The 22,291-nt window shown below is 43.3% G+C and carries 16 protein-coding genes; 14 read left to right on the top strand and 2 right to left on the bottom strand.

What is annotated here, in order from left to right; translation table 11 throughout:
• Window positions 1-33: 33 nt before the first annotated feature.
• Window positions 34-300 (bottom strand): sporulation transcriptional regulator SpoIIID, encoded by a 267-nt coding sequence (gene spoIIID / locus AB5627_RS08415; protein WP_038671255.1) that lies wholly within the window; start codon window positions 298-300, stop codon window positions 34-36.
• 209 nt (window positions 301-509) lie between these two features.
• On the opposite strand from spoIIID, the gene AB5627_RS08410 reads away from it, so the two are divergent.
• The 3 genes from AB5627_RS08410 to AB5627_RS08400 all read left to right on the top strand — a co-directional run bounded on the left by AB5627_RS08410 (window position 510) and on the right by AB5627_RS08400 (window position 4,951).
• Window positions 510-2,096, top strand: a complete 1,587-nt coding sequence (locus AB5627_RS08410) for an MBL fold metallo-hydrolase RNA specificity domain-containing protein (RefSeq protein WP_022288580.1) — start codon at window positions 510-512, stop codon at window positions 2,094-2,096.
• A 92-nt stretch (window positions 2,097-2,188) separates the two neighbouring features.
• On the top strand, window positions 2,189-3,124 hold the full coding sequence (locus AB5627_RS08405; protein WP_022288579.1) for a uridine kinase: 936 nt from the start codon (window positions 2,189-2,191) through the stop codon (window positions 3,122-3,124).
• Between the two features lie 153 nt (window positions 3,125-3,277).
• Window positions 3,278-4,951, top strand: coding sequence for a bifunctional diguanylate cyclase/phosphodiesterase (locus AB5627_RS08400; protein ID WP_333634998.1), 1,674 nt, complete (start codon window positions 3,278-3,280; stop codon window positions 4,949-4,951).
• A 74-nt stretch (window positions 4,952-5,025) separates the two neighbouring features.
• Here AB5627_RS08400 and recQ read toward each other — a convergent pair whose 3' ends face one another.
• Window positions 5,026-7,314, bottom strand: coding sequence for a DNA helicase RecQ (gene recQ, locus AB5627_RS08395; protein WP_287239791.1), 2,289 nt, complete (start codon window positions 7,312-7,314; stop codon window positions 5,026-5,028).
• Window positions 7,315-7,565: 251 nt separating this feature from the next.
• On the opposite strand from recQ, the gene AB5627_RS08390 reads away from it, so the two are divergent.
• The 11 genes from AB5627_RS08390 (at window position 7,566) to AB5627_RS08340 (ending at window position 21,991) form a co-directional block, all read left to right on the top strand.
• Window positions 7,566-10,160: an EAL domain-containing protein gene (locus AB5627_RS08390; RefSeq protein ID WP_368369793.1), complete on the top strand. Its 2,595-nt coding sequence runs from the start codon at window positions 7,566-7,568 to the stop codon at window positions 10,158-10,160.
• Window positions 10,161-10,243: 83 nt separating this feature from the next.
• Entirely contained in the window at window positions 10,244-12,580 is a 2,337-nt protein-coding gene (locus tag AB5627_RS08385) for a GGDEF domain-containing protein (protein ID WP_265290427.1), read from the top strand.
• A 294-nt stretch (window positions 12,581-12,874) separates the two neighbouring features.
• The gene (gene hflX, locus AB5627_RS08380) at window positions 12,875-14,128 is read left to right on the top strand and encodes a GTPase HflX (RefSeq protein WP_265290435.1); all 1,254 of its coding nucleotides are present in this window, start codon (window positions 12,875-12,877) and stop codon (window positions 14,126-14,128) included.
• Between the two features lie 350 nt (window positions 14,129-14,478).
• Entirely contained in the window at window positions 14,479-15,501 is a 1,023-nt protein-coding gene (gene aroF / locus AB5627_RS08375) for a 3-deoxy-7-phosphoheptulonate synthase (RefSeq protein WP_368369792.1), read from the top strand.
• Window positions 15,502-15,613: 112 nt separating this feature from the next.
• A complete protein-coding gene (locus tag AB5627_RS08370) occupies window positions 15,614-16,084 on the top strand; it encodes an LURP-one-related/scramblase family protein (protein ID WP_022288571.1) in 471 nt (156 codons plus the stop codon).
• Window positions 16,085-16,133: 49 nt separating this feature from the next.
• Window positions 16,134-17,243, top strand: a complete 1,110-nt coding sequence (aroB, locus tag AB5627_RS08365) for a 3-dehydroquinate synthase (protein ID WP_022288570.1) — start codon at window positions 16,134-16,136, stop codon at window positions 17,241-17,243.
• A gap of 12 nt (window positions 17,244-17,255) precedes the next feature.
• A complete protein-coding gene (gene aroA / locus AB5627_RS08360) occupies window positions 17,256-18,485 on the top strand; it encodes a 3-phosphoshikimate 1-carboxyvinyltransferase (protein WP_265290428.1) in 1,230 nt (409 codons plus the stop codon).
• 86 nt (window positions 18,486-18,571) lie between these two features.
• On the top strand, window positions 18,572-19,663 hold the full coding sequence (aroC, locus tag AB5627_RS08355; protein WP_022288568.1) for a chorismate synthase: 1,092 nt from the start codon (window positions 18,572-18,574) through the stop codon (window positions 19,661-19,663).
• Window positions 19,664-19,690: 27 nt separating this feature from the next.
• Entirely contained in the window at window positions 19,691-20,290 is a 600-nt protein-coding gene (locus AB5627_RS08350) for a DUF4364 family protein (protein ID WP_022288567.1), read from the top strand.
• A 107-nt stretch (window positions 20,291-20,397) separates the two neighbouring features.
• Window positions 20,398-20,901: an RNA polymerase sigma factor gene (locus tag AB5627_RS08345; RefSeq protein WP_022288566.1), complete on the top strand. Its 504-nt coding sequence runs from the start codon at window positions 20,398-20,400 to the stop codon at window positions 20,899-20,901.
• Complete coding sequence (locus tag AB5627_RS08340; RefSeq protein WP_333635000.1) at window positions 20,894-21,991, top strand: hypothetical protein; 1,098 nt, start codon at window positions 20,894-20,896, stop codon at window positions 21,989-21,991. Before AB5627_RS08345 ends, AB5627_RS08340 begins: the two co-directional genes overlap by 8 nt.
• The last annotated feature ends 300 nt before the right edge of the window (window positions 21,992-22,291 follow it).

Below are 22,291 nucleotides of genomic sequence, written 5' to 3'. Positions count from 1 at the left end.
AACATAAAAAGGACGGCTCAAACCGTCCTTTTTTCATTTTACAGCCTTTTTGAACTGCTGTTCATATTTATGCTTGGTCGCTATTCCGCCTCTTATATGTCTTTCACGTTTGTTTTCCTCAAGGACCTCTTTTACGCTTTTGAAAAGCTGAGGAGAGATTTTCGGCAGACGTTCTGTCAGATCCTTATGTACAGTGGATTTGCTTATGCCAAATTCCTTTGCCGCACAGCGTACCGTGGCTCTGTGTGCCGCAACATATTCTCCAAGCAGCACACATCGTTCCTTTTCGGATCCATTCATTGTTCACACCCCATTAAATTTTTCTGTAGTAATCTATATGCTGTTCCTTACTTCATTATTACTTGACGTTCTTTCAGACTTTACAAAATAATTGCCGATAATCAAATATTTTTATGCAAAATGCTTGAAATCACACTGGGAATGTGCTATAATGTAAGTGTGATAGAGATACTGTCACAGAATATGAACGAAACGAGGGGATAAGGGCAATGAAACTTAATTTTATCGGTGCAACACATGAGGTAACGGGAAGTTGTACATATATAGAAGCCTGCGGAAAGAGATTTCTGGTGGATTTCGGAATGGAGCAGGGCGTTGACTATTTTGAAAATGCGAAGATACCTTGTCCTCCTGGAAATATAGATTTTGTATTGCTGACTCATGCTCATATAGATCATTCAGGTCTGCTTCCACTGTTGGCGGCAGGCGGCTTTGCTGGACAGATACACGCAACTGAGGCCACTTGTAATTTATGTGAGATAATGCTGAGAGATTCAGCACATATTCAGGAGTTTGAAGCTGAGTGGAGAAGCAGAAAGGGCAAACGTAAGGGCACTGGCGAGGTGTCGCCACTCTATACTATGGCAGACGCAGAGGCGGCTATTGCTTGCCTTTGCCCACACCCATACAGTGAGGTGACGGAGATATCCGAGGGCATAAAGGTACGCTTTATTGACGCAGGTCACCTGCTTGGCTCATCAAGCATCGAGATATGGCTCAAAGAGAACGGTGAAGAACGTAAGATCGTATTTTCGGGAGATATAGGAAACCTTAACCAGCCTCTTATAAGAGATCCGCAGTATATAACGGAGGCGGATTATGTTGTAATGGAGTCCACATATGGTAACCGTCGCCATGATAAGCCGAAGGACTATGCAAAGAGTCTTGCAGAGGTCATTCAAAAGACCTTTGATAGGGGAGGAAACCTTGTTATACCGTCATTCGCAGTGGGCAGAACACAGGAACTGCTGTATTTTATAAGGCATATCAAGGCGGAGAATATGGTGACTGGACATGGGGATTTTCCTGTGTATGTGGATTCTCCACTTGCTATCGAGGCAACGCAGATATTCAATAAAAACAAAAATTCATGCTTTGACGAGGAAGCAATGTCCTATGTGAACAAGGGCATAAATCCTATCACTTTCAGCGGACTTAATATCGCTGTCACAAGTGACGAGTCAAGAGCCATAAACTTTATCGACACACCTAAGATAATAATTTCCGCAAGCGGTATGTGTGAGGCAGGCAGAATAAAACACCACCTCAAACACAATTTGTGGAAGCCTGAAAACACCATACTTTTTGTGGGCTATCAGGCTATGAATACCCTTGGAAGAAGTCTTGTGGAGGGTGCAAAAACTGCAAAGCTTTTCGGTGAGGAAATTGTTGTCAGGGCTGAGATACTGGTGCTGCCAGGCGTGAGCGGTCACGCTGACGTTGACGGTCTGGACAGGTGGATAAAAAGCTATGAAAAGCCGCCTAAGAAAGTCTTTGTCAACCACGGCGAGGATTCAGTTGCCGAGGCGTATAAGGAGCATCTGCGCAACGATTTCGGGCTTAACGCCTTTGCACCATACAGCGGTGCGGAGCTTGACCTTATAAGCGGCGAGTTCAAAAACACGACCCCTATAAAGATAGTCAAGAAGACAGGTGCGTCCCCTAACTATCAGCGTCTGCTCAGCGCTCTTGACAGGCTGACGGCTTTGGTAAACAAAAGCTCAGGTCTTACGAATAAAGACCTCGCAAAGCTCACTGATACCATAAATAATATCTGTGCGAAGTGGAACGATTAGCCTTTGCTCCACATATAATATGAGATACAGGGCAACACTGCACGCTTTATGTGTGGTGTTGCCTGATGCATACGAAAGGAACAAACCACACAATGAAAAAGATACACGTCAGTGCTATAAACAGAAAGGTCAGAGATGACGAAAAGCTTTTTGTTGAAGAGTGCGACAGAAAATATAATGAAAAGCTCGTTGCCATTGCAGACAGCATCGAGGAGCATCAAAAGGAGAAGCCTATATTGCTTTTGGCAGGTCCGTCAGGGGCGGGCAAGACCACAACAGCGTTGAAAATAGAGGAAATACTTGACAGCAGGGGGATACACACCCACACTATCTCTATGGACGATTATTTTCTTCCATCGGACAGCTTCACCGCTGTTATAGGAGAGGACGGAAAGCCTGACTATGAATCTCCTGACAGAATAGACCGAAAGCTTCTTTATGAGCATATGGAAAAGATAAACAGCGGTGAGGAAGTCGTTCTGCCGAAGTTTGAATTTTCAGAACAATGCAGGCGTGATGGAGAAAGACTCAGACGAAACAAAAACGACATAGTTGTTTTTGAGGGTATCCATGCCCTTAACCCGGAGGTCACAGGTGCGGCAGGAGATTATGCAAGATGTATGTACGTCAGTGTAAGAAGCAGACTCGAATTGAAAGACGGTGAGCTTCTGCATCCTTGCTATATCAGGCTTATGCGCAGACTTATAAGGGACGGATTTTTCCGTGGCAGAAGTGCAGCGGAAACACTAGATATGTTCGACAGCGTTGAGGCTGGCGAGAACAAGTATATAATGCCATACAAGCACAGGGCTGAGTTTTCAGTGGATACTTTTCACGCTTATGAGCCTGCCTTGTATAAGAACTATCTTTTGGATACACTGCGACGTGAGAGCAGGAGCTATAAGGATTTTGAACGCTTTTTGCCTATGCTAAAAGCCCTTGAGGAGATAGAGCCGGTGATGCTCGAAAGTGTGCCTGTAAATTCCCTTGCAAGGGAGTTTGTAGGTGAAAGCAGCTATAGATACTAAGACGATAAAACGCCGTCGGAAAATGACGGCGTTTTGCTATGCTTGCTTGACTTTTTTTATAAAAAGTAGTAAAATGAAATAAGGTAAGTACAGGTATTTTTGAAAACGTTTTCCTGAACGTGATCATTGAATAAAAAATTAGTGGGGATAAAAATGAATTTTGATAATGATTTGATGCTTTTCTTCCGAACGATATATGAAGATTCGGAGAATATGGACGAATGCAGTGCCAAGGTGAAAAGTGCTGTGGCTGCTGTGGCAGACAAGCTTGACATCGTCAGAGCGGAGCTTGCAGTGAAAATGCCTGCAACAAAGCTTTGTGAGGATGGAGCAGATATGCTCATGGTGCTTTATGACAGAGAGAAGGACGTGGAAAACAAGCCTTTTGAGGCAAGTTTTCCTTTGTTTGAAGGCGGCTTTATAACAGTGACCTTTTATTCTGGTAATTCCAATGGCTTTGATAACGAGCAAAGGAATATCGTAGAGATAATCGCAAACACTGTTTTTACCCAATTTAACAGGGTAATTATGCAGGAGCTTGTTACTCATGTTATAAAAACGGATATCGAAACAGGTGCAGCAACTTTAGACGCTTTGATAAATTACGCCGGTATGCTTATAGCGCAAAACAGGATAGAGGATTTCAGTATAATCTTTTTCAATATACATAACTTCAAATATGTAAATAAGGTATTAAATTACGAACAGGGCGACGTTGTTTTGCGTAATTATACAAAGACAATATACCGAAATCTTTCAGATGGTGAGATGATCACAAGACTTGGCGGCGATAATTTCGTTATGCTTGTAAAGAACGAATCGCTCAGAGAATATATTGATATGCTCAGCTTTATGAACATAAGGTATGACGATGGCAAAGTATCAAAGGATTTTATTTTTAGTGCAACCATCGGATATTCGTCAACTGTGGGTATAAGATATCCAAGAGAAGTAATGGCTCGTGCGAGCATTGCATATTCTGCTGCAAGACGAGTTGGTGCAGGCCATGTAATGGAGTATTCCGAAAATATAAAACAAGAACTGATGAAAATTCAGGGAGTGCTGTCAAACTTCATGGCTGGGCTTATGGCAGGTGAGTTCGAGGTGTATTATCAGCCAAAGGTACGCATCGAAACCAAGGAGATATTTGGTGCAGAAGCCCTTGTACGTTGGCATAGAAAGGGAAGGTTATCAGCACCGGTGGAGTTTGTTCCGCTTCTTACGAATGACGGAAGCATAATAAAGCTTGACTACTATGTGCTTGAAGAAGTTTGCAAATGGCTGAGAAAACGCATAGATATGGGTTTTGAACCCTTGAGGATATCAGTGAATTTTTCGAGGAAGCACCTGGAAGAAAAAAATATGATAGGCAATATAGTTGCCTTGATCGACAAATACGAGCTTGATCACCAGCTTATAGAAATAGAGCTTACTGAAAGCGAGGATTATCAGAATTTTGAGCTTATCACAGAGATTGTGAATGGTCTGAGAGCTAATGGTATCGTCACATCTATGGACGATTTTGGTACTGGCTTTTCATCGCTCAATATGATAAAGAACGTTGATCTGCAGGTAATAAAGATAGACAAGTCCTTTATTCCTCTTGAAAAGGATTATGAGGGCAAGGATAAAGATCTTATAATGTTCTATTACATTATAAAAATGGTTAAAAAGCTTGGCAAGGAAACTATCGCCGAGGGAGTTGAAACTGAGCAGCAGCTTGACTATCTCAGAGAAGTTGGCTGTGACGCTGTTCAGGGCTTTGTGTTTGACAAGCCTCTGCCTGCGGCTGAGTTTGAAAAACGTCTTGCCTGCGGTTATAACTGATAAATAAAAGGACGAACATTTTGTGTTCGTCCTTTTTTCTGCATGAATGAAAACAGCCGCAAAACCGCATTTTATTATGAGTTTTGTACATCTTTGCTGAGTATCTCCTCTATGTTCTCAAAAATAAATTCCTGCGCCTGCTTTGGAAAAAGTATCGTTTTGTAGCTGTTTCCAAGCTGTGATATTTTTTCACGCTCTATTATTCCTGCTTCAGGGGAAAGTATTGTAGTTTCAAGAAAGCCCCTGCCGTTTGCACCGTCTTTTGCAAGATAATTTTCACCTATGAGCCATTCTTTTATGGCAAGTTTTATGCTTCTTATATCGCCGTCTGTGCCGAGCTGATAGAAAATGCTGTCGCATACTTCTGAAAGGGTCATATCCTGTTCTTTGCCTGAAAGCTCACCTGCGTGGGCGATTATATATTCCTTTGTGCTTTGACCGCCAACCGCATTTTGCTTTTGCAGATAGCCCTCTGGGATATATTTATAACCCGAAGCAGCGTCAGGATTTTCCTTGAGATATTTCTGTATCTCAGCTACAAAGTATCTTCCATAACGTTCCTGCTTTGACTTTCCCACCCCTGAGATATTCAAAAGCTCCGTCTGCGTCTTAGGCAGCTTTATACACATATCACGCAGTGAAGCGTCTGTAAGAATGATATATGCAGGCAGACTCGCCTGTGTCGCAAGCTTGCTCCGCACAGCTCTGAGCCGTCCGAAAAGCTCCTTGTCAAATGTCGTAACTTCGTCCCTGCCGATCTTTGTGACCGTTTCGCTCTTTGGCTTTTTCTTTGGAAGGCGTATTGTAATAGTCTTTTTGTCCATTAATATCTCTGCAGACCTTCTGGTAAGTGTAAGCACAGAAAAATCCCCGTGTGAAGTCTGTGTGATGTAATCATCAGCTTCAAGAAAAGCTATGAGCCTGCGGATATATACCTGCGTGGAGTCTTTCATTATGCCGTAGGTTGAAAGAGTGGAAAGGTCAAAACGCTTTACCTTTTCGGAGTCTGAGCCTTTAAGTATCTGTGCTATGACACCTGCTCCAAAAGAAAGGTTTCGCTGGTGAAGTCTATAAATGCAGGAAAGCACTTTTTGGCAATCTACAGACACGTCAACTTCTTCTGTTTCTCCGAAATCACCCAAACAGCCTGAGCAGTTCTGACAAGGCTTGTCCTGCTTCTCACCGAAATATCCAAGGATAAACTCTCTCAGACAGCCGTTTGTGTTGCAGTAATCGGTCATCTTTTTCAGACGCATAAGATCACGTTTGCGTATCATTTCAAGAGTGTCATCGTCAAGGTCGGGATTGTCATGTGAATTGTTTATAAGAAACTTGTTGGTCGCAACGTCCTGACCGCTGTAGAGCAAAATGCACTTTGCTTCGTTTCCGTCACGTCCCGCTCTGCCTGCCTCCTGATAATAGCTTTCAATATTCTTAGGCATATTGTAATGTATGACATAGCTCACGTTTGATTTGTCTATTCCCATGCCGAAAGCATTGGTCGCCACCATGACCTGGACACGGTCAAAAATAAAATCATCTTGATTTTTACGCCTTTCCTCATCAGAAAGTCCTGCATGATAGCGTGAAGCGTTGTAGCCGTCGGCACAGAGCTTTTCACACACGCTCTCAACATTTTTTCTTGTGGAGCAGTAGATTATTCCGCAGTTGTCCTTGTATTTCTCAACTATCCTCACTGCTTCACTGTATTTGTCATGAGGGTGAGAAACGCCAAAGTAGAGATTTTTTCTGTCAAAGCCTGTGGTTATGGTGAAAGGGTCACGTAGTTCAAGCATTTTGATAATGTCTGCTTTTACTTCTGCGGTGGCAGTGGCGGTGAATGCACTGACTATGGGACGGTAGGGAAGTTTACCAAGAAACTCGGGTATCTTCATATAGGAAGGTCTGAAATCCTGTCCCCACTGAGAAACGCAGTGGGCTTCGTCCACCGCAAGCATGGATATCTTCACCGACGAAGCCAGTGACAGAAACGATCCTGTCATCAGCCTTTCAGGTGCAACATATATTATCTTGTACATACCACGGGCGGCGTTTGATATAGCCATTTCATACTGTGCCGCCGTCAGTGAGGAGTTCAGATACGCTGCCCTCACTCCAGATTGTATCAGCGAGTTCACCTGATCTTTCATAAGGGATATGAGCGGCGAAACAACTATAGTTATCCCGTCAAACATAAGAGCAGGTATTTGATAGCACATAGATTTGCCTGCGCCTGTTGGCATAACTCCAAGGCAGTCACGCCCTGCAAGTATGCTGTCTATTATCTGCTCCTGACCGTTTCTGAACTGAGAGTGCCCGAAAAAGTCCTGAAGCACTGAATACTTATTGCGAAAATCTGTCATTTTATCCTAACTTTCCATTGTGTGTATGCTTATATTATACTACCAAAAACCAGCTAAGTCAAACAGATATACAAAATTCCATGCACGATTTTGTAACATCTTTTCCTTAGTCGCTATTGTAATTTTATCGGGATTGTGTTATAATAGGCTTGGTAAATAATTAGTTATAAAAATATAAAAAATTAACAAATCTCCAAAGGAAGGGTTGTCTGAACACAGTCGTATATTCAGGCATGGTGAAGATCATGGATATGGAAAATAAATTGTGGCAAAGCTATTTTGGTGCTGTCTGGGGAAAGGTTTGTTCAATATGGCACAATATCGGCGGGTTTGTTATGGACGAGAAAAGCGGAGAGTTTTATGCCGATGAAAACTGTCGTGCTCTTATGGGACTTAGAGAGAACACAGATTATGACAAGTTCAGAGATATAGTTGCATTGAACGGCGGAGGACGAGATCTTGGTCTGCCGTTGTGTATAGAACTTCTTGACACTCCAAGTGGCATTGCCGCCGGAATAGTGTATCTGTCGAAAGAATATATGTCAAAAAGTGTTTTTGAAGGGCTCGACATTATACCACAATCAGAGCTTGTAAGACTTCTTGATGGAATGACACGCTCATCATTGCTTGCTCTTGTAAGATTTGATGGAGCAGGGAAGCTTTTGGATTCAGACTACTGCATAGGGGAGGCACTTAAGGCGGCTGTTGCGGTTTTGCCTGAAAATACTGTGACGGCATTCAATTCAGACGGTCAGTTTTGGATATATGTTCCACGCTTTGGAGGTAAGCTTGAGGAGTTTGCTGACAATATACGTAAAGCGGTGAAGGAGTGTTGCCTGCCAGATGAATTTGGAGTGAGATCATCTTCGAATCATTCGCTGTCTGTGACGGCAGGCATAAGCAGCGGCTTTGAAGTGCCAGCAAGACTCATGCACGCAGCAGGCTTTGCACTCTATGAAGCTAAGGCAAAGGGTGCAGGCAGTATTTGTTGCTTTGATCCTGAAAAATATGCAAAGCAGAAGAGTGATATTGAGAGTATCAGGGCTTTTTCAGAGCTTCTTGATAAAAATCTGTTTACATATCATTTTCAGCCTATCGTTAGTTCTTCAACAGGCGAGATAGTCGCTTATGAAGCGCTTATGAGAACAAAGGGAAATATAGCACTCAATCCGCTTCAGATACTCAACTGTGCTAAAAATTTCGGCAGACTTTACGATATAGAGAAGGCTACACTGAAAAATACTCTTAAATATCTCAGCAAGCATCAGCTCGATTTTGAAAACCGTAGGCTGTATATAAATTCAATATCATCTCATGCTCTTGACGATAAGGATTTTTATGCGATCGTCAATGACTATGGCGAACTTCTTGAAAAGGTCGTTATCGAAATGACAGAGCAGACAGAGATCAGCGAGGACGACCTCGATAGAATAAGGGTGCGTCTTGAAAAGAACAATATGAGCCTTGCTATTGACGATTACGGCACAGGCTATTCAAATACATCGAATCTTCTGCGATATGATCCTGAGGTGGTAAAGATAGACCGTTCCCTCATTTCTGGCATTGACCAGAATCCTAAGGCTCAGAAGATAGTTTCAAAAATGGTGGAATATTTCCATTCAAGCGGATATACCGCACTTGCAGAGGGCGTTGAAACAAGCGAAGAACTTAAGACCATGATATATTTCGGCGTCGATCTTATTCAGGGTTATTATGTTTCTAAGCCGAAGCCTGTGCTTATCCACGATATCTCGGAAAATATCCGTGAGGAGATAGTGGCTTACAGTATCGAGGCTGGAGATAAAGATAAAAAGGTCTTCCACGCTGAGGATAATGACGTTATCGACCTTGCTGAGATGTATAAAAAAAGATATTCTGACATTTTTCTCGGCACAGGTACATTTACTCTTTCAGGAAAGGCTGAGGACGATCATGCAGTGCCTCTGTCTGTGACAGTTGGTAGTGGCGTTGATTGCGTCATTCACTTGAAAAACGCATGGCTCACTACATATGGGGAACTACCGAACATAAAGCTTGGCACTGGCTCGAGAGTAAGGATAGTGTGCAGCGGTGAAGATCATATAGACGGCAGAGGCATTTATGTCCCTGAGGGATCGTCGTTAGAGCTTGTAGGCTCAGGTGAGCTTTATGTCAGATCAGAGTCGAAGGATTGCTATGCAATAGGCACTGACAGCAGGCAGCCTTGCGGAAGGATAACTGTCGCAATGACAGGTATTCTTGATATAACTGCAAATGGCGACAAGTGCGTCGGAATAGGCGGAGGAGGCTGCAAAGATGGTATTGTCATTGCAGGCGGTGATATAGCTGTAAATTGCAGTGGCGATAGGTGCGTTGGTATTGGAAGCATCGACGGCGACGCAGATGTGACTATATCAAACTGTGGCTGCAGGCTAAAGCTTGCGGCAGGGATGTCAGTGGGCGTTGGTGCTGTAAAGGGCAGTGCTGATATAAGCATTTCAGACTATAACATGAGTTGTGAGCTTTCTGGAAATAACCTGACTGCAGTGGGAGTTATGAGTAACGGGACCGGAAGGATATGTATTCTTGATGGCAGGCTCAACATTTCTATGAAGGGAAGAACTCTCAACTGTGTGGGAACAAGGGACGGCGAGCTGGATTGTGAGCTTAAAAATACTGTCTTTAAGCTTTATTGCGAGGGCGGTTCTGTCTCAGGCATTGGAGATAAAACTGGTAAAGGTGACGTGACAGCACAAAGCTGTCAGTTCGACGTAATGTTCCTTACAGGCGATGGCTGGTGGCTTGGAAGTCCAAATGGTACGCTTTCAGTAGTCGACTGTAAGAAAGATATCAAGATAAACAAATAAGGCAAAGCCCATAGGCGTGCCTTGTGTGACGCTGCTTTAGATCGTCTGAAGCAGCACGGCTGATTTGTACGGAGGATCATGAGATGATGAATGATACTGCTAAACGCAGACGTATAAAAATAGGACTTTTGGTGAGCCACCTTGAAGATGATTTTGACGATGCAGTTGCAGAGGGCGCAATGATAGGCGCAGAGCAGTGCGACGCCGACCTCGTTATTTTTCCAGGCAGATATATAGATGGGATCTATGCCGACAAGCTGAGAACGGTGTATGAGTATCAGTATAATACTTTGTTCGATATGGCGGCGGCAAATAAGTTCGACGTTCTGCTTGTGCTTATCGGCACACTGGGAACATATCTTGACAACGAGCATAAGGTTCAGTTTCTGAAAAAATTTGCTGGAACGCCTGTTATAACTATAACGGCACATATTGATGGTTATCCTTGTATCATGCTCGACAACAGAACGGGAATGAAGGAGGCTATAGAACATCTTATAAAGGTGCATGGCTGTAAAAAGATAGGTATGGTAAGCGGACCTAAAACAAGTGATGATGCCCTTGAAAGACTTGACGTTTACAAGGAGACTCTTGAGGAAAATGGTATCATCTATGACGAAAAGCGTGTTGCATATGGTAATTTTTCAAAATTCTGTGTTGACGAAGTCGGAAAGCTAATTGACGATAATCCAGAACTTGAAGCTATAGTTTTTGCAAACGACCAGATGGCAATCGCAGGCTATAAGGCTATGGAAGAGCGTGGAATACGTCCTGGTAAGGATATCCTTGTGACAGGCTTTGATGACGATCCAGTGGCTGAGGAGCTTAATCCGCATTTGACGACTGTCAAGGCTGACCCTTCTGAGCTTGGCTATCATGCCGTTCAGGAGGCTGTGAACTATGTTATAAATAAGGCTATAAACAACGATAAGATCTCTTCAGAAATGGTAAGAAGAAATTCCTGCGGCTGTCAGGGCAACTCAAAATTAAAGACCATATCTTTTGGCCGCATATCAGATGATCCGGAAGCGTTTGCAAGAAGAATGAGCCAGTTTTTGTTCAATAAATACAGTGCAAGTGAAACAACTGCGAAAATGCGAGAAGTTTACGTCAAGATAATATATGCTCTTGATGATTATGCCCGTGAGGAAAATCTTGATAATGAGATCAAAAAAGACAAAGTATTAGAAATGGTCTCAACTCTTGCCAGTGAAGAATTTTTTAGGTTTGTGAACGTTGATGAGCTTTATGCTTCTGTTGAGTATATTCAGCAAAAGCTTATCTCTCGTTTTGATAACGTGGAGAAGCATTTGAAGTTAAATCAGACTTTTATTCAGATATACAAGATACTGGCAGAACGCAATGCGAATTATTGTAAGGAAAAACTTGAGGATAATGAGTTTCTTGCATGGCAGGCAAATTCTATCACAAGGGATATGCTTGTATTTGAAGCTTATGATGACAGAGCATATGAGACCGTTGTGGATAAGCTTACGAGGCTTCATATGGAATCAAGCTTTCTGTTCAGCTTCGAGCCTGCCATTATTCACTTTGGTACAGATAAGTGGCAACCGCCGGAATATATGTATCTCAAAGCCTATCACAATGGTTCTGACGCTATCCAGCTCCCACATGAAGAGCAGGCTGTAAAGTATACAGAGCTGTTGTCGAATAAGTATCTGCCAACAGACAGACGTTATACATTAGTGGTATCACCATTGTTCTCTAACGAGGAGCATTACGGAATACTGATGTGTGAGATAAAGCATGAGTATTTTAATTATTTGCAGTCGGTGACAGTTCAACTTTGTGCGGCACTTAAAATAATAACCTTGATGAAGCAGCAGGCTGTTACCCAGAAGCAGCTTAAAAAGAGCCTGATCGAGATCAAGGAGAACAATGAGCTTCTTCGAGATCTTTCAAGGCAGGACGCTTTGACGGGTTGCTACAATCGAAGGGGATTTTTTGAGGAACTTCGTAAAAGACTCAGCAATGACAAAAACGAGGGTGAAAAGGCTATCATGGTCTTTGCCGACCTTGACTGTCTGAAAACCATAAATGATAAATTTGGTCACGAGGAGGGCGACTTTGCTATACTATCTGCGGCAAAGATACTTAAACACTCTTTTGGCAACAGTGAGATAGTGGGTCGTATAGGTGGCGATGAGTTCGTTGTATGTGCTTTTCTTGATAACGCAATAGATATCCCGTCAATGAGAAATCATATAGAAGCGGTCACAAGAGAATACAATATTAAATATGCCGCCGATAAGCCATATATAATCCATACGAGCGTAGGCGTTTATCCGTTCGTATGCAGTGCCACGCTTGAGATAGGAGAGCTTCTCAGCCATGCTGATATCCTGCTTTATGAGGAGAAAAAGCATAAGAGGAGCATACTTAAAAGCGATTATGAATAACATTTGCAGGCTGTCTGAAAAAGGCAGCCTGCTTTTTGTTTTTATGCTTGACAAAAAATCATGGCTGTGATATAATAAAACATATTTTACGAAAGGAGCGTCGGATGACATGAGAATTACAAGAATATGGGTGAGAAACTATTAAACCGAATATCAGGCAGGTGCATTGGCACAAGCCGCTCCGACTCTTCCGTATAACGTTTTGGTTACACGCCTGAGGGTGTGTTTTTTTATGCCTGAAAAAGCCGAAGAGCGGCTTGATAACAGACATTAGGAGTGATTAATATGGCAGAAATGTTTGACAACACAATAAAGAAAGACCGTGTGCTGTTGGCGGCAGTGGATACAGGTTCGTATGACGTGGAGCTTTCCCTTGACGAGCTTGAAGAGCTGACAGAAACAGCAGGCGGTGAGGTGATAGCGAGAGTAACACAGAAAAGGCCGTCCTTTGACAGCGGCACTTGCATAGGCTCAGGCAGGCTTGAAGAACTGGCTGAGATATGCAGAAATGAAAATATTGACAGGATAGTTTTTGACTGCGAACTGACAGCCACACAGATAAGAAATATCGAGGACGTGTGCGGCGTTTTCACTATCGACAGAACTATGCTCATACTGGATATCTTTGCTCAGCGTGCGACTACTCGTGAGGGCAGATTGCAGGTAGAGATAGCACAGAACAAATACAGACTTCCAAGGCTTGCAGGCATGGGAACCAATATGTCACGTCTTGGCGGTGGTATCGGCACAAGAGGTCCTGGTGAGTCGAAGCTTGAAACTGACAAGCGACACATCAGAACACGTATTGCGGCACTTTCAGACGAACTTAAGGAGATAGAGAAGCGTCGTGGGCTTATGAGAAAACGTCGCAAGAAAGACGGTGTTCTTACAGCGGCGATAGTGGGCTATACAAACGTGGGCAAATCCACACTGCTTAATTATCTTACAGAAGCGGGCGTGCTTGCAGAGAACAAGCTTTTTGCGACTTTGGAAACAACATCAAGGGCTATAGAGCTTCCTGACGGCAGGTCGGTGACGCTTATTGACACGGTTGGACTTATCAGACGTCTGCCGCACCAGCTTGTGGAAGCTTTCAAATCCACTCTTGAAGAGGCGGCAAGTGCGGACGTTATAATCCATGTGTGCGACGCCTCGGCTGATGACTGCGAGGAACAGGCAAAAGTTACCCTTGAACTGCTCAAAGAGCTTGGCTGTGAGGGAATACCTGTGGTGACAGTGTTCAACAAGTGCGACAAAGTGCCTTATATAAACGAGCTTGACACATCAGGTGAAGCGGTGAAGATATCCGCCAAAAACGGCACAGGTATTGACAGCCTGCTTGCGGCTATACAAAAGGCATTACCCGAAAACAGCGTAAGATGCAGGCTTCTTTTGCCTTTTGACAAGGCGGGTCTTGTGAACACCATAAGGCAGGAGGGCAGGATATTCAGCGAGGATTATACCGCTGAGGGTATCGTTCTTGACGCTCTTGTGGATATCAAGGTCTATCATCTTGTGGAAAGCTATAAGGTAAAAAATGAAGAATAAAGTGTTTTTCAAACGTTAAAAAAATGTAAACTCTCGGCTTGGCTATTGACAAGCCCTGCCTGTGAGAGTATAATAATCGTGGTTAGCAATAACAAATAAATCGAAAGGAAAAAACAGGATATGTCTACTGTTATCATGTCTGCAGTCTTTACATACTTCTTTATGAGCTTGAGCTACTTTTATGGCTTCGAGTTTTTTTGGCGTGTGAAGAAAGCGACGAGATCAGAATAGGCGTATAGAGAAGTTTCTGTTTTTATATCTGCGTTTATTATAAGCCGTGGCTTTCTTGTAAAAGAATGTCACGGCTGTTTTTATTGCCTATACAAATTTGATTTTCGGAGGAAAGTAACATGATCATCGTATTGAAAAACAATTCACAGGAAAAACAGGTAGAAGAGCTTTTGAACTGGCTCGACCAGTTCCATGTATCGACAAATCTGGTAGAGGGCGTTCATTCAAATGTTATCGGTCATATTGGCGACACAACTCAGATCGATATAGAAGCAGTTCAGGCTAAGGAATGTGTTGAAAATGTACAGCGTGTTCAGGAGCCTTACAAGAATGCTAACAGAAAGTTCCACCCCGATAATACTGTTATCGACGTTGCAGGCAGAAAGATAGGCGGTGGAAAGCTTCAGGTCATCGCAGGCCCTTGCTCTGTTGAAACTGAGGAGCAGATAATCACAACTGCTATCGCTGTAAAGGAAGCAGGTGCAACAATGCTCAGAGGTGGTGCATTTAAGCCAAGGACTTCACCATATTCATTCCAGGGTCTTGGCAAGGAGGGCATCGACCTTCTTATTCAGGCTAGAAAGATAACAGGTCTGCCTATCGTTACTGAGATCATGGATCTTTCTGATCTTGACTGCTTTGCTGACGTTGACGTTGTTCAGGTAGGAGCAAGAAATATGCAGAATTTCACACTTCTAAAGGCTCTCGGCAGAAGCGACAAGCCAGTTCTTCTCAAGAGAGGACTTTCATCAACACTTCAGGAGCTTCTCATGTCCGCTGAGTACATAATGTCTGAGGGCAATCAGAACGTTATCCTTTGCGAAAGAGGTATCCGTACATTCGAGCCTGCCACAAGAAATACTCTCGATCTTTCAGCCGTACCTCTGCTTCAGCAGAAAACACACCTTCCTATCACTGTCGACCCTAGCCACGCTACAGGTATCGCTTCACTTGTTGAGCCAATGGCACTTTGTGCTGTAACAGCAGGCTGTGACGCACTTGAGATAGAGGTACACAATGACCCTAAGAACGCATGGAGCGATGGTGCGCAGTCACTTACGCCTGCACAGTTCGCTGAAACAATGAAGAAAGTTAAGGCACTTTCCGAGTTCATGGGCAAGCCTCTTGATGTAAACGAATAAACAAGACATTGAAAAAGAGGTGTTTTCGCACCTCTTTTTCTTTACAAATATTCAGTTATGTGGTATAATGTTTTAGAACTGTAAATGGATAAAGTACAAAGGAGGAAGAACGATGAAACTTGTGCTTAAACAAAGGCTTTTTTCATGGTTTGACAGCTATGATGTGTGCGACGAATACGGTAACGCAGTTTTCAGCGTAAAAGGCAGACTCGCATGGGGTCACTTGCTGGAGATATACGACAACATGGGAAACAAGGTCGGCGTGCTGAAAGAAAAGGTGCTGAAAATTTTCCCTACCTTTGAGATATACATAGGCGGAGAGTATATGGGCTGTATAAAGAAAGAGTTCACCTTTTTCAAGCCAAAGTTCCATATAGATTTCTGCGGCTGGAGAGTGGATGGTGATATTTTCGGCTGGGACTATTCCGTTTATAGCGGTGCTGAACAGATAATGTATGTGTCAAAGGAGCTTTTGCACCTTACTGATACCTATGTCATAGACGTTTATGACGATAGCAATGCTTTGGCAGGATTGCTCATTGCACTTGCGATAGACGCCGAGAAATGCTCAGACGGCAATTAGGCTTTTATGATAGCTGTGTAAAAAATTGTACTGAAAGGTTTTGATATTAATGAAATTCAACTGCGAGCTTAAAAGGGTCGTGGACGATTCTTATGATATAGAAATAGGCAGAAAACTGCAGGATACGCTGGTCAGCGACCTTAAAGGCGGTCTTGTGGGAAAGATAAAGAAATTTGCCGTTGTGACGGATTCTATCGTTGTGGATCTCTATGGCAGAGATATTTATGACAGGCTCAACGCCGCAGGCTTAAAGGCTGAGCTTTTTGTGATACCTGAGGGAGAAAAGTCCAAAACCAGGCAGATGAAAGAGTTTGTTGAGGACTCTATGCTTGAAAAAGGCTTTCGCCGTGATTGCTGTGTGGTAGCCGTTGGCGGCGGAGTTGTCACAGACCTTGCAGGCTTTGTTGCAGGGACATTCGGCAGAGGAGTGCCTTTTGTGAATTATGCCACAACGCTCCTTGCGGCGGCTGACGCTTCTGTGGGCGGAAAAACTGCCGTTGATACGCCCCTTGCTACAAATCTTATCGGTCTGTTCAATCAGCCCAAGAAAGTTTATCTCGATATAGACACATGGAAAACTCTGCCTGAAAAACAGCTTTCAAGCGGTCTTGCGGAAACTATAAAGCACGGCTGTCTTGGTGATAAGGAGCTGTTTGAGTATCTTGAAAAAAACGTGGAAAAGGTGCTTGAATGTGACGGTGAAGCCTGCGAGTATATCGCAAAGAAAAACTGCGAAGTCAAGTACAAAGTGGTAATGAAAGACGAGAGAGAGTTGGGTCTGAGAGAGGTGCTCAATCTCGGCCACACTGTCGGCAGAGCTATCGAAACTGTGTCTGATTATAGACTATATCATGGCGAAGCTGTAGCTATCGGTATGGTGGCACAGGCAAGATTGGGCGAGAAGCTTGGTTTCATATCCCATGAAAATGAACAGCGTGTGGAAAAGCTTCTTGAAAGGGCAAAGCTGCCTACAAAAATACCTGACTATATCAACAGAAAGGCTCTTGTGAAAAAGCTTTATACAGATAAAAAGGTCCGTGACGGAAAGCTGAGATTTGTTTTCCAAAAAGAAATAGGCGAGATGATGTGCTTCGGTGAAAATCAGTACGGCAAAGAGATATCCGAGGAGCAGATAGCTGAAATAATCACAGAGATGTAACGGAGGATAGCGATGAACATAACTGTATTTCCGAAAAAACTCAGCGGACAGGTGACAGTTCCGCCCTCAAAAAGCGTTGCACACAGAATGGTGATAGCGGCGGCGCTGTCAAACGGCATTTCTGAGATAACAAATCTTTATCCCTCGGTGGATATCCTTGCGACTATGGATTGCATGAGGGCGCTTGGGGCGAAAATAGATTTTGACGGTGACAAGGCTGTGATAGAGGGCATAAAGGATATTCCTGAGAGCGCAGTTTTGGATTGCTGTGAGAGCGGCTCAACGCTGAGATTTCTCATACCTGTTGCTTGTGCGCTTGGGGTGGATACTCAGTTCATCGGCAGGGGCAGGCTTCCGCAAAGACCTATCACACCATATCTTGAAGAGTTTCCGAAACATGGCATAAGCTTTGAATACAACAACACCATGCCTTTTTCTGTGAACGGCAAGCTGACAGGGGGCAAGTTCTATGTTGATGGTGGAATATCTTCTCAGTTTATCACAGGGCTTCTGTTTGCTCTGCCGCTTCTTGAGGAGGACAGCGAGATAATACTCACTTCTCATTTGGAGTCAAAGCCATATGTTGACATAACTCTCGGCACTTTGAGAGAGCATGGCTGTCAGGTTGAGGAAGCAGAGAACGGATATTTTGTAAAGGGCGGTCAGCATTATATGCCTTTCAGCGGCAGAGTTGAGGGGGATTATTCTCAGGCGGCTTTCTTCAAGGTGGCAAATTCTTTGGGCAGTGATATTGATATCGCAGGGCTTTCTGAAAAATCTTTTCAGGGAGATAAAAAAATTGTTGAAATATGCGAGAAAATAGTGTATAATAAAAATGGCGGTTTGCGGCCTTTTGACCTCGACTGTTCGGATATACCTGACCTTGTACCTGTTCTTACAGTACTTGGAAGCTTCTGCGAGGGAAAAAGCTATATACGAAATGCCGCACGTCTTAGGATAAAGGAGTGCGACAGGCTTTCGGCTATCTCACAGTGCCTTAACGCAATTGGCGGAAAGGTAACTGAGCTTGAGGACGGATTGGAGATAGATGGTGTTGGCTCACTGAATGGCGGAGAAGTTGACAGCTTCAACGACCACAGGATCGCAATGTCAATGGCGGTGGCTGCCACAAGATGTACTTCACCACTGAAGATAAACGGTGCGGAGTGCGTCAGCAAGTCATATCCCGATTTCTTTGAGGTATATGAGAGCATTGGAGGAGAGATAAGCCGTGAGCCTTAACGTGGGCTAGTACAAAAATTTGTACTTATCTGGCGGGTATCTGCCGTTATTTATACAGGCTTTATAAGCTGACAGGAGGAAGTAAAATGTCATCAACATGGAACAACAATATAGGCTTTACCGTTTTCGGTGAGAGCCACGGCCCTGCAATAGGCGTTGTTATGGATAATGTACCGCCGGGGGAGAGCATCGACCTTGACAAGATATATCAATTTATGGCAAGAAGAGCGCCTAAGCAGAACAAGACCTCTACACAGAGAAAAGAAAAGGATATGCCGCAGATAATGTCTGGCTATTTCAACGGCAAGACTACGGGTACTCCTCTTTGTGCGCTTATAGCCAATACAGACCAGCACTCACAGGATTATTCAAATCTTTCAAGGCTTGCAAGACCAGGTCACGCTGATTATACAGGCGCATTGAGATACAGAGGCTTCAATGATGTAAGAGGCGGCGGACATTTTTCAGGCAGACTTACTGCGCCCCTATGCTTTGCAGGAGCAGTGGCAGGTCAGATACTTGAAAAAAGAGGTATCTATGTGGGCGCTCATATCGCAGAAGTCCATGGCATAAAGGATAAGGCTTTTGACCCTATCGATACCACTAAGGATATGATAAGGGAAGTTCGTGAGAAAGAGTTCCCGACTATTATCGACGTTCAGGGCAACGAAATGATAAAGGAGATAGACAAGGCAAGAAAGGATAAGGACAGCGTTGGCGGAATTATAGAATGTATCGCTATCAATGTTCCAGCCGGTATCGGCTCGCCTATCTTTGACGGACTTGAAAACTCTATAGCTCAGCTTATTTTCGGTATCCCTGCGGTAAAGGGTCTGGAGTTTGGTGCAGGCTTTAAGGTGGCGGAAATGACAGGTTCGGAGAACAATGACGAGTTCTATGTAAATGATAAGGGTCACGTTGTGACAAAGACAAACAATCACGGCGGAATACTGGGCGGAATAGCTTCTGGTATGCCTATCACACTTAGAGTTGCTTTCAAGCCTACTCCGTCAATAGCAAGACCGCAGGCAACTGTGGACTATTCAGCTATGAAAAATGAAACTCTCGAAGTAAAGGGCAGACACGACCCTTGCGTTGTTCCAAGAGCTGTGCCATGTGTTGAGGCGGCTGTTAATATAGCTTTGCTCAATCATATGCTTGAATACCCAAATTTTTAGAGAAATTTCCAAAGGAGGATTGATAGCTTGGTACAAAATCCTGAGGCTCATATATCAGAGAACATGAAGAACATTTCCGACGTGTATGAGGTTCAAATACTTCTGGCTTATTTTCTCGGTCAGATAAATCAGCTTTGTACGCCTAATCAGCTTACTGAGATAGCCACGGGCGAAGGCGTTGTGAATTATTTTGTGTACACTGAGGCTGTCAGCAGAATGTTGGAAAACGGCACGCTGGAGCTTGCGGAAATAGAAGGCACGAATTACTATCGGCTCACTGAAAAGGGCATTGAGGGCGCTGAGAAATTCAAAAAACTTGTGCCGAAAAGTTTTAGAGATAAGATATATGCGGCAGGTCTAAGACTGTTCGTCAAGCTTAAAAACGATCGTGATGTAAGTTTTGATATAAAGCCTGCAAAGCGTGGTTATAACGTGCATTGCCGCTGCTGTGACGATGATATGGTGCTTATGGACATAACTCTTTACGCACCCGATCAGGAGCAGGCAAATTATATAAAATCGAAAATTCAGATGAATCCTACAGACTTCTATTGCAGAGTGGTGGACTATATAATCGAGAACGAGGAATATGTGCCGTCTGCTGCAGAGGAGCAGGGATTGTTCTAAAGAAAGTGGAGCCGTCTGGGCATATGCTCAGGCGGCTTTTGAAAAAATTTTTATTTTTTTGTGACATTTCAGGAGAGAAAAAGTATTTATTATAAAGGGGTGATCAAATGGACGTCAATTTGAAAAATACGCTTTCAGAGATAGACAGGCTTATAGATAAATATAAAAGTACCGTTTATGGAATCGCTATAGCACGTCTTGGCTCAAAAGCAGATGCAGACGATGTTTTTCAGGAAGTGTTTCTTGCAGCTTATCGAAAGGGGATAACAGTCAAGGACAATGATGAGGAGAAGTTCTGGCTTATCAGGACTACTCTCAATCAGTGCAAAAAGATAACATTGTCAAGCTGGCGCAGGCGTACAGTTCCCCTTGAAGAAAGAAAGGAAGAGGTAAGCTTTTTCAGAAGCCGCGAGGAAAATGATGTTTTCTGTGCTGTAACGGAACTGCCTGAAAAATACAGAATGGTGGTTTATCTTTACTATTTTGAAGAGGTGTCTACTGATGAGATAGCTGAGATAATGAAAGTACGCAGTGGAACGGTGAGAATGCAGCTTACAAGGGCAAGAGAAATGTTGAAAAAAAAGCTGAAAGGAGGATATTTCTATGAATAAGGAATTTTTCAGAGGCATGAAAGAGCAGATAGAGCCTGATGAAGAGCAGGTCGAGGAGCTGAAAAATAAGCTCAAAAATACTGCGGCGGTAAGCAGGAAACCTATGTGGATAGGCGGAGTATGTGCGGCGGCACTGTGTGTGGCAGTTGGAGCAGGTCTGTTTTTATCCGACAGCAAAACTGATAAAAACAGCATAAAGACAAGCGGCAGTTCATCAGTGCAGTACAATGACAGTTGGTCGCCTGACCTTATAAATAGAAATGGGAACGGCTCTGACGAAAATAAGACAGTAGCTGGTGGCGAAACAGAGGAAAGCATTGTCGACAGTACACATGATTCAAAGATCGACAACGGCAAGACGGACGATACGCCCAATATAAACAACAATACGGGTGGAAATACGCACATAACAGACAATGACCGCATAAGTGACAACAATGGCGGAATTATTTCAGACAATAGTAATACAGAAAATACAGATAGTAATGCAAACGACAGCAAATCGGAGACCACATCGTCCAAAAATGAAACGGAAGACCCTATAGAGTTCGATGAAAAAGACCCTGTTTACCCTGAGATATATGTGCAGGACGAAAGGCTTTTTGATATGACATTAAAGGGCAGGGCATTTGCGTTTCCTGCAAAGTATAGTGATGTAGCGGATATGGGTCTTTGGGCGGCAGGTCTAAGTGGTTATTCTGAGAGCGTTGACCCGAAAAATTATGTGATAGCGGAAGATGATATGGAAACTTTTTTCAGTAATGGAGCAACAGGATATTCAGGAAGCATGACAATTGACAATAACACTTATGAGGAAGCGAAAGCAAGCAATTGTGATGTCATGGGATTGTTTTTGGATAACTGTCCTGAGTTCTCTATAGGCGGAATAAAGACTGGATCAACTATAGAGGAAGTGAATAAGACATTCGGTGTTAATTATACTAATGAATGCAGAACGCTTACTGTACGTTCTCAGAACGGAGCTTTTACAGATAGCAAGGGTACTTTTACTTTAACAGTTGTATTTACGTTCAATGAAGGGGTAGTTTATAGTGTAGGCGAGTCAAAGATATATTCGACGTTCTTCTGATCGTCAATATTGTGTAAGTTTTGTACTGTTTCTGTGCAAAATAATGAAAATATCTATAAAAAACATAGAAACGGTACAAAACGCTTGACAAAATGGCATAAAAGTGATAAAATAAACAAGTCGCCTCGAGAGAGAGCGATAAAGGAAGAAGCGAAACGAAGGTAAAAGGTTCGGGAGAACAGTAGAGACCTGAGGAGTAGCTCGAAAAGAACTTCATAAAAAGTTCACAAAGAAAAGTCTTGACAAAGCTTAGCTAATATGATATAATAGATAAGCTGATTTAAGACAGCGCATTAGAAA

This window comes from Ruminococcus sp. RTP21198st1_G1_RTP21198_201120 (assembly GCF_040924265.1).
Lineage (GTDB): Bacteria > Bacillota > Clostridia > Oscillospirales > Ruminococcaceae > Hominimerdicola > Hominimerdicola aceti.
This window is presented reverse-complemented; position numbering and strand designations above follow the sequence as displayed.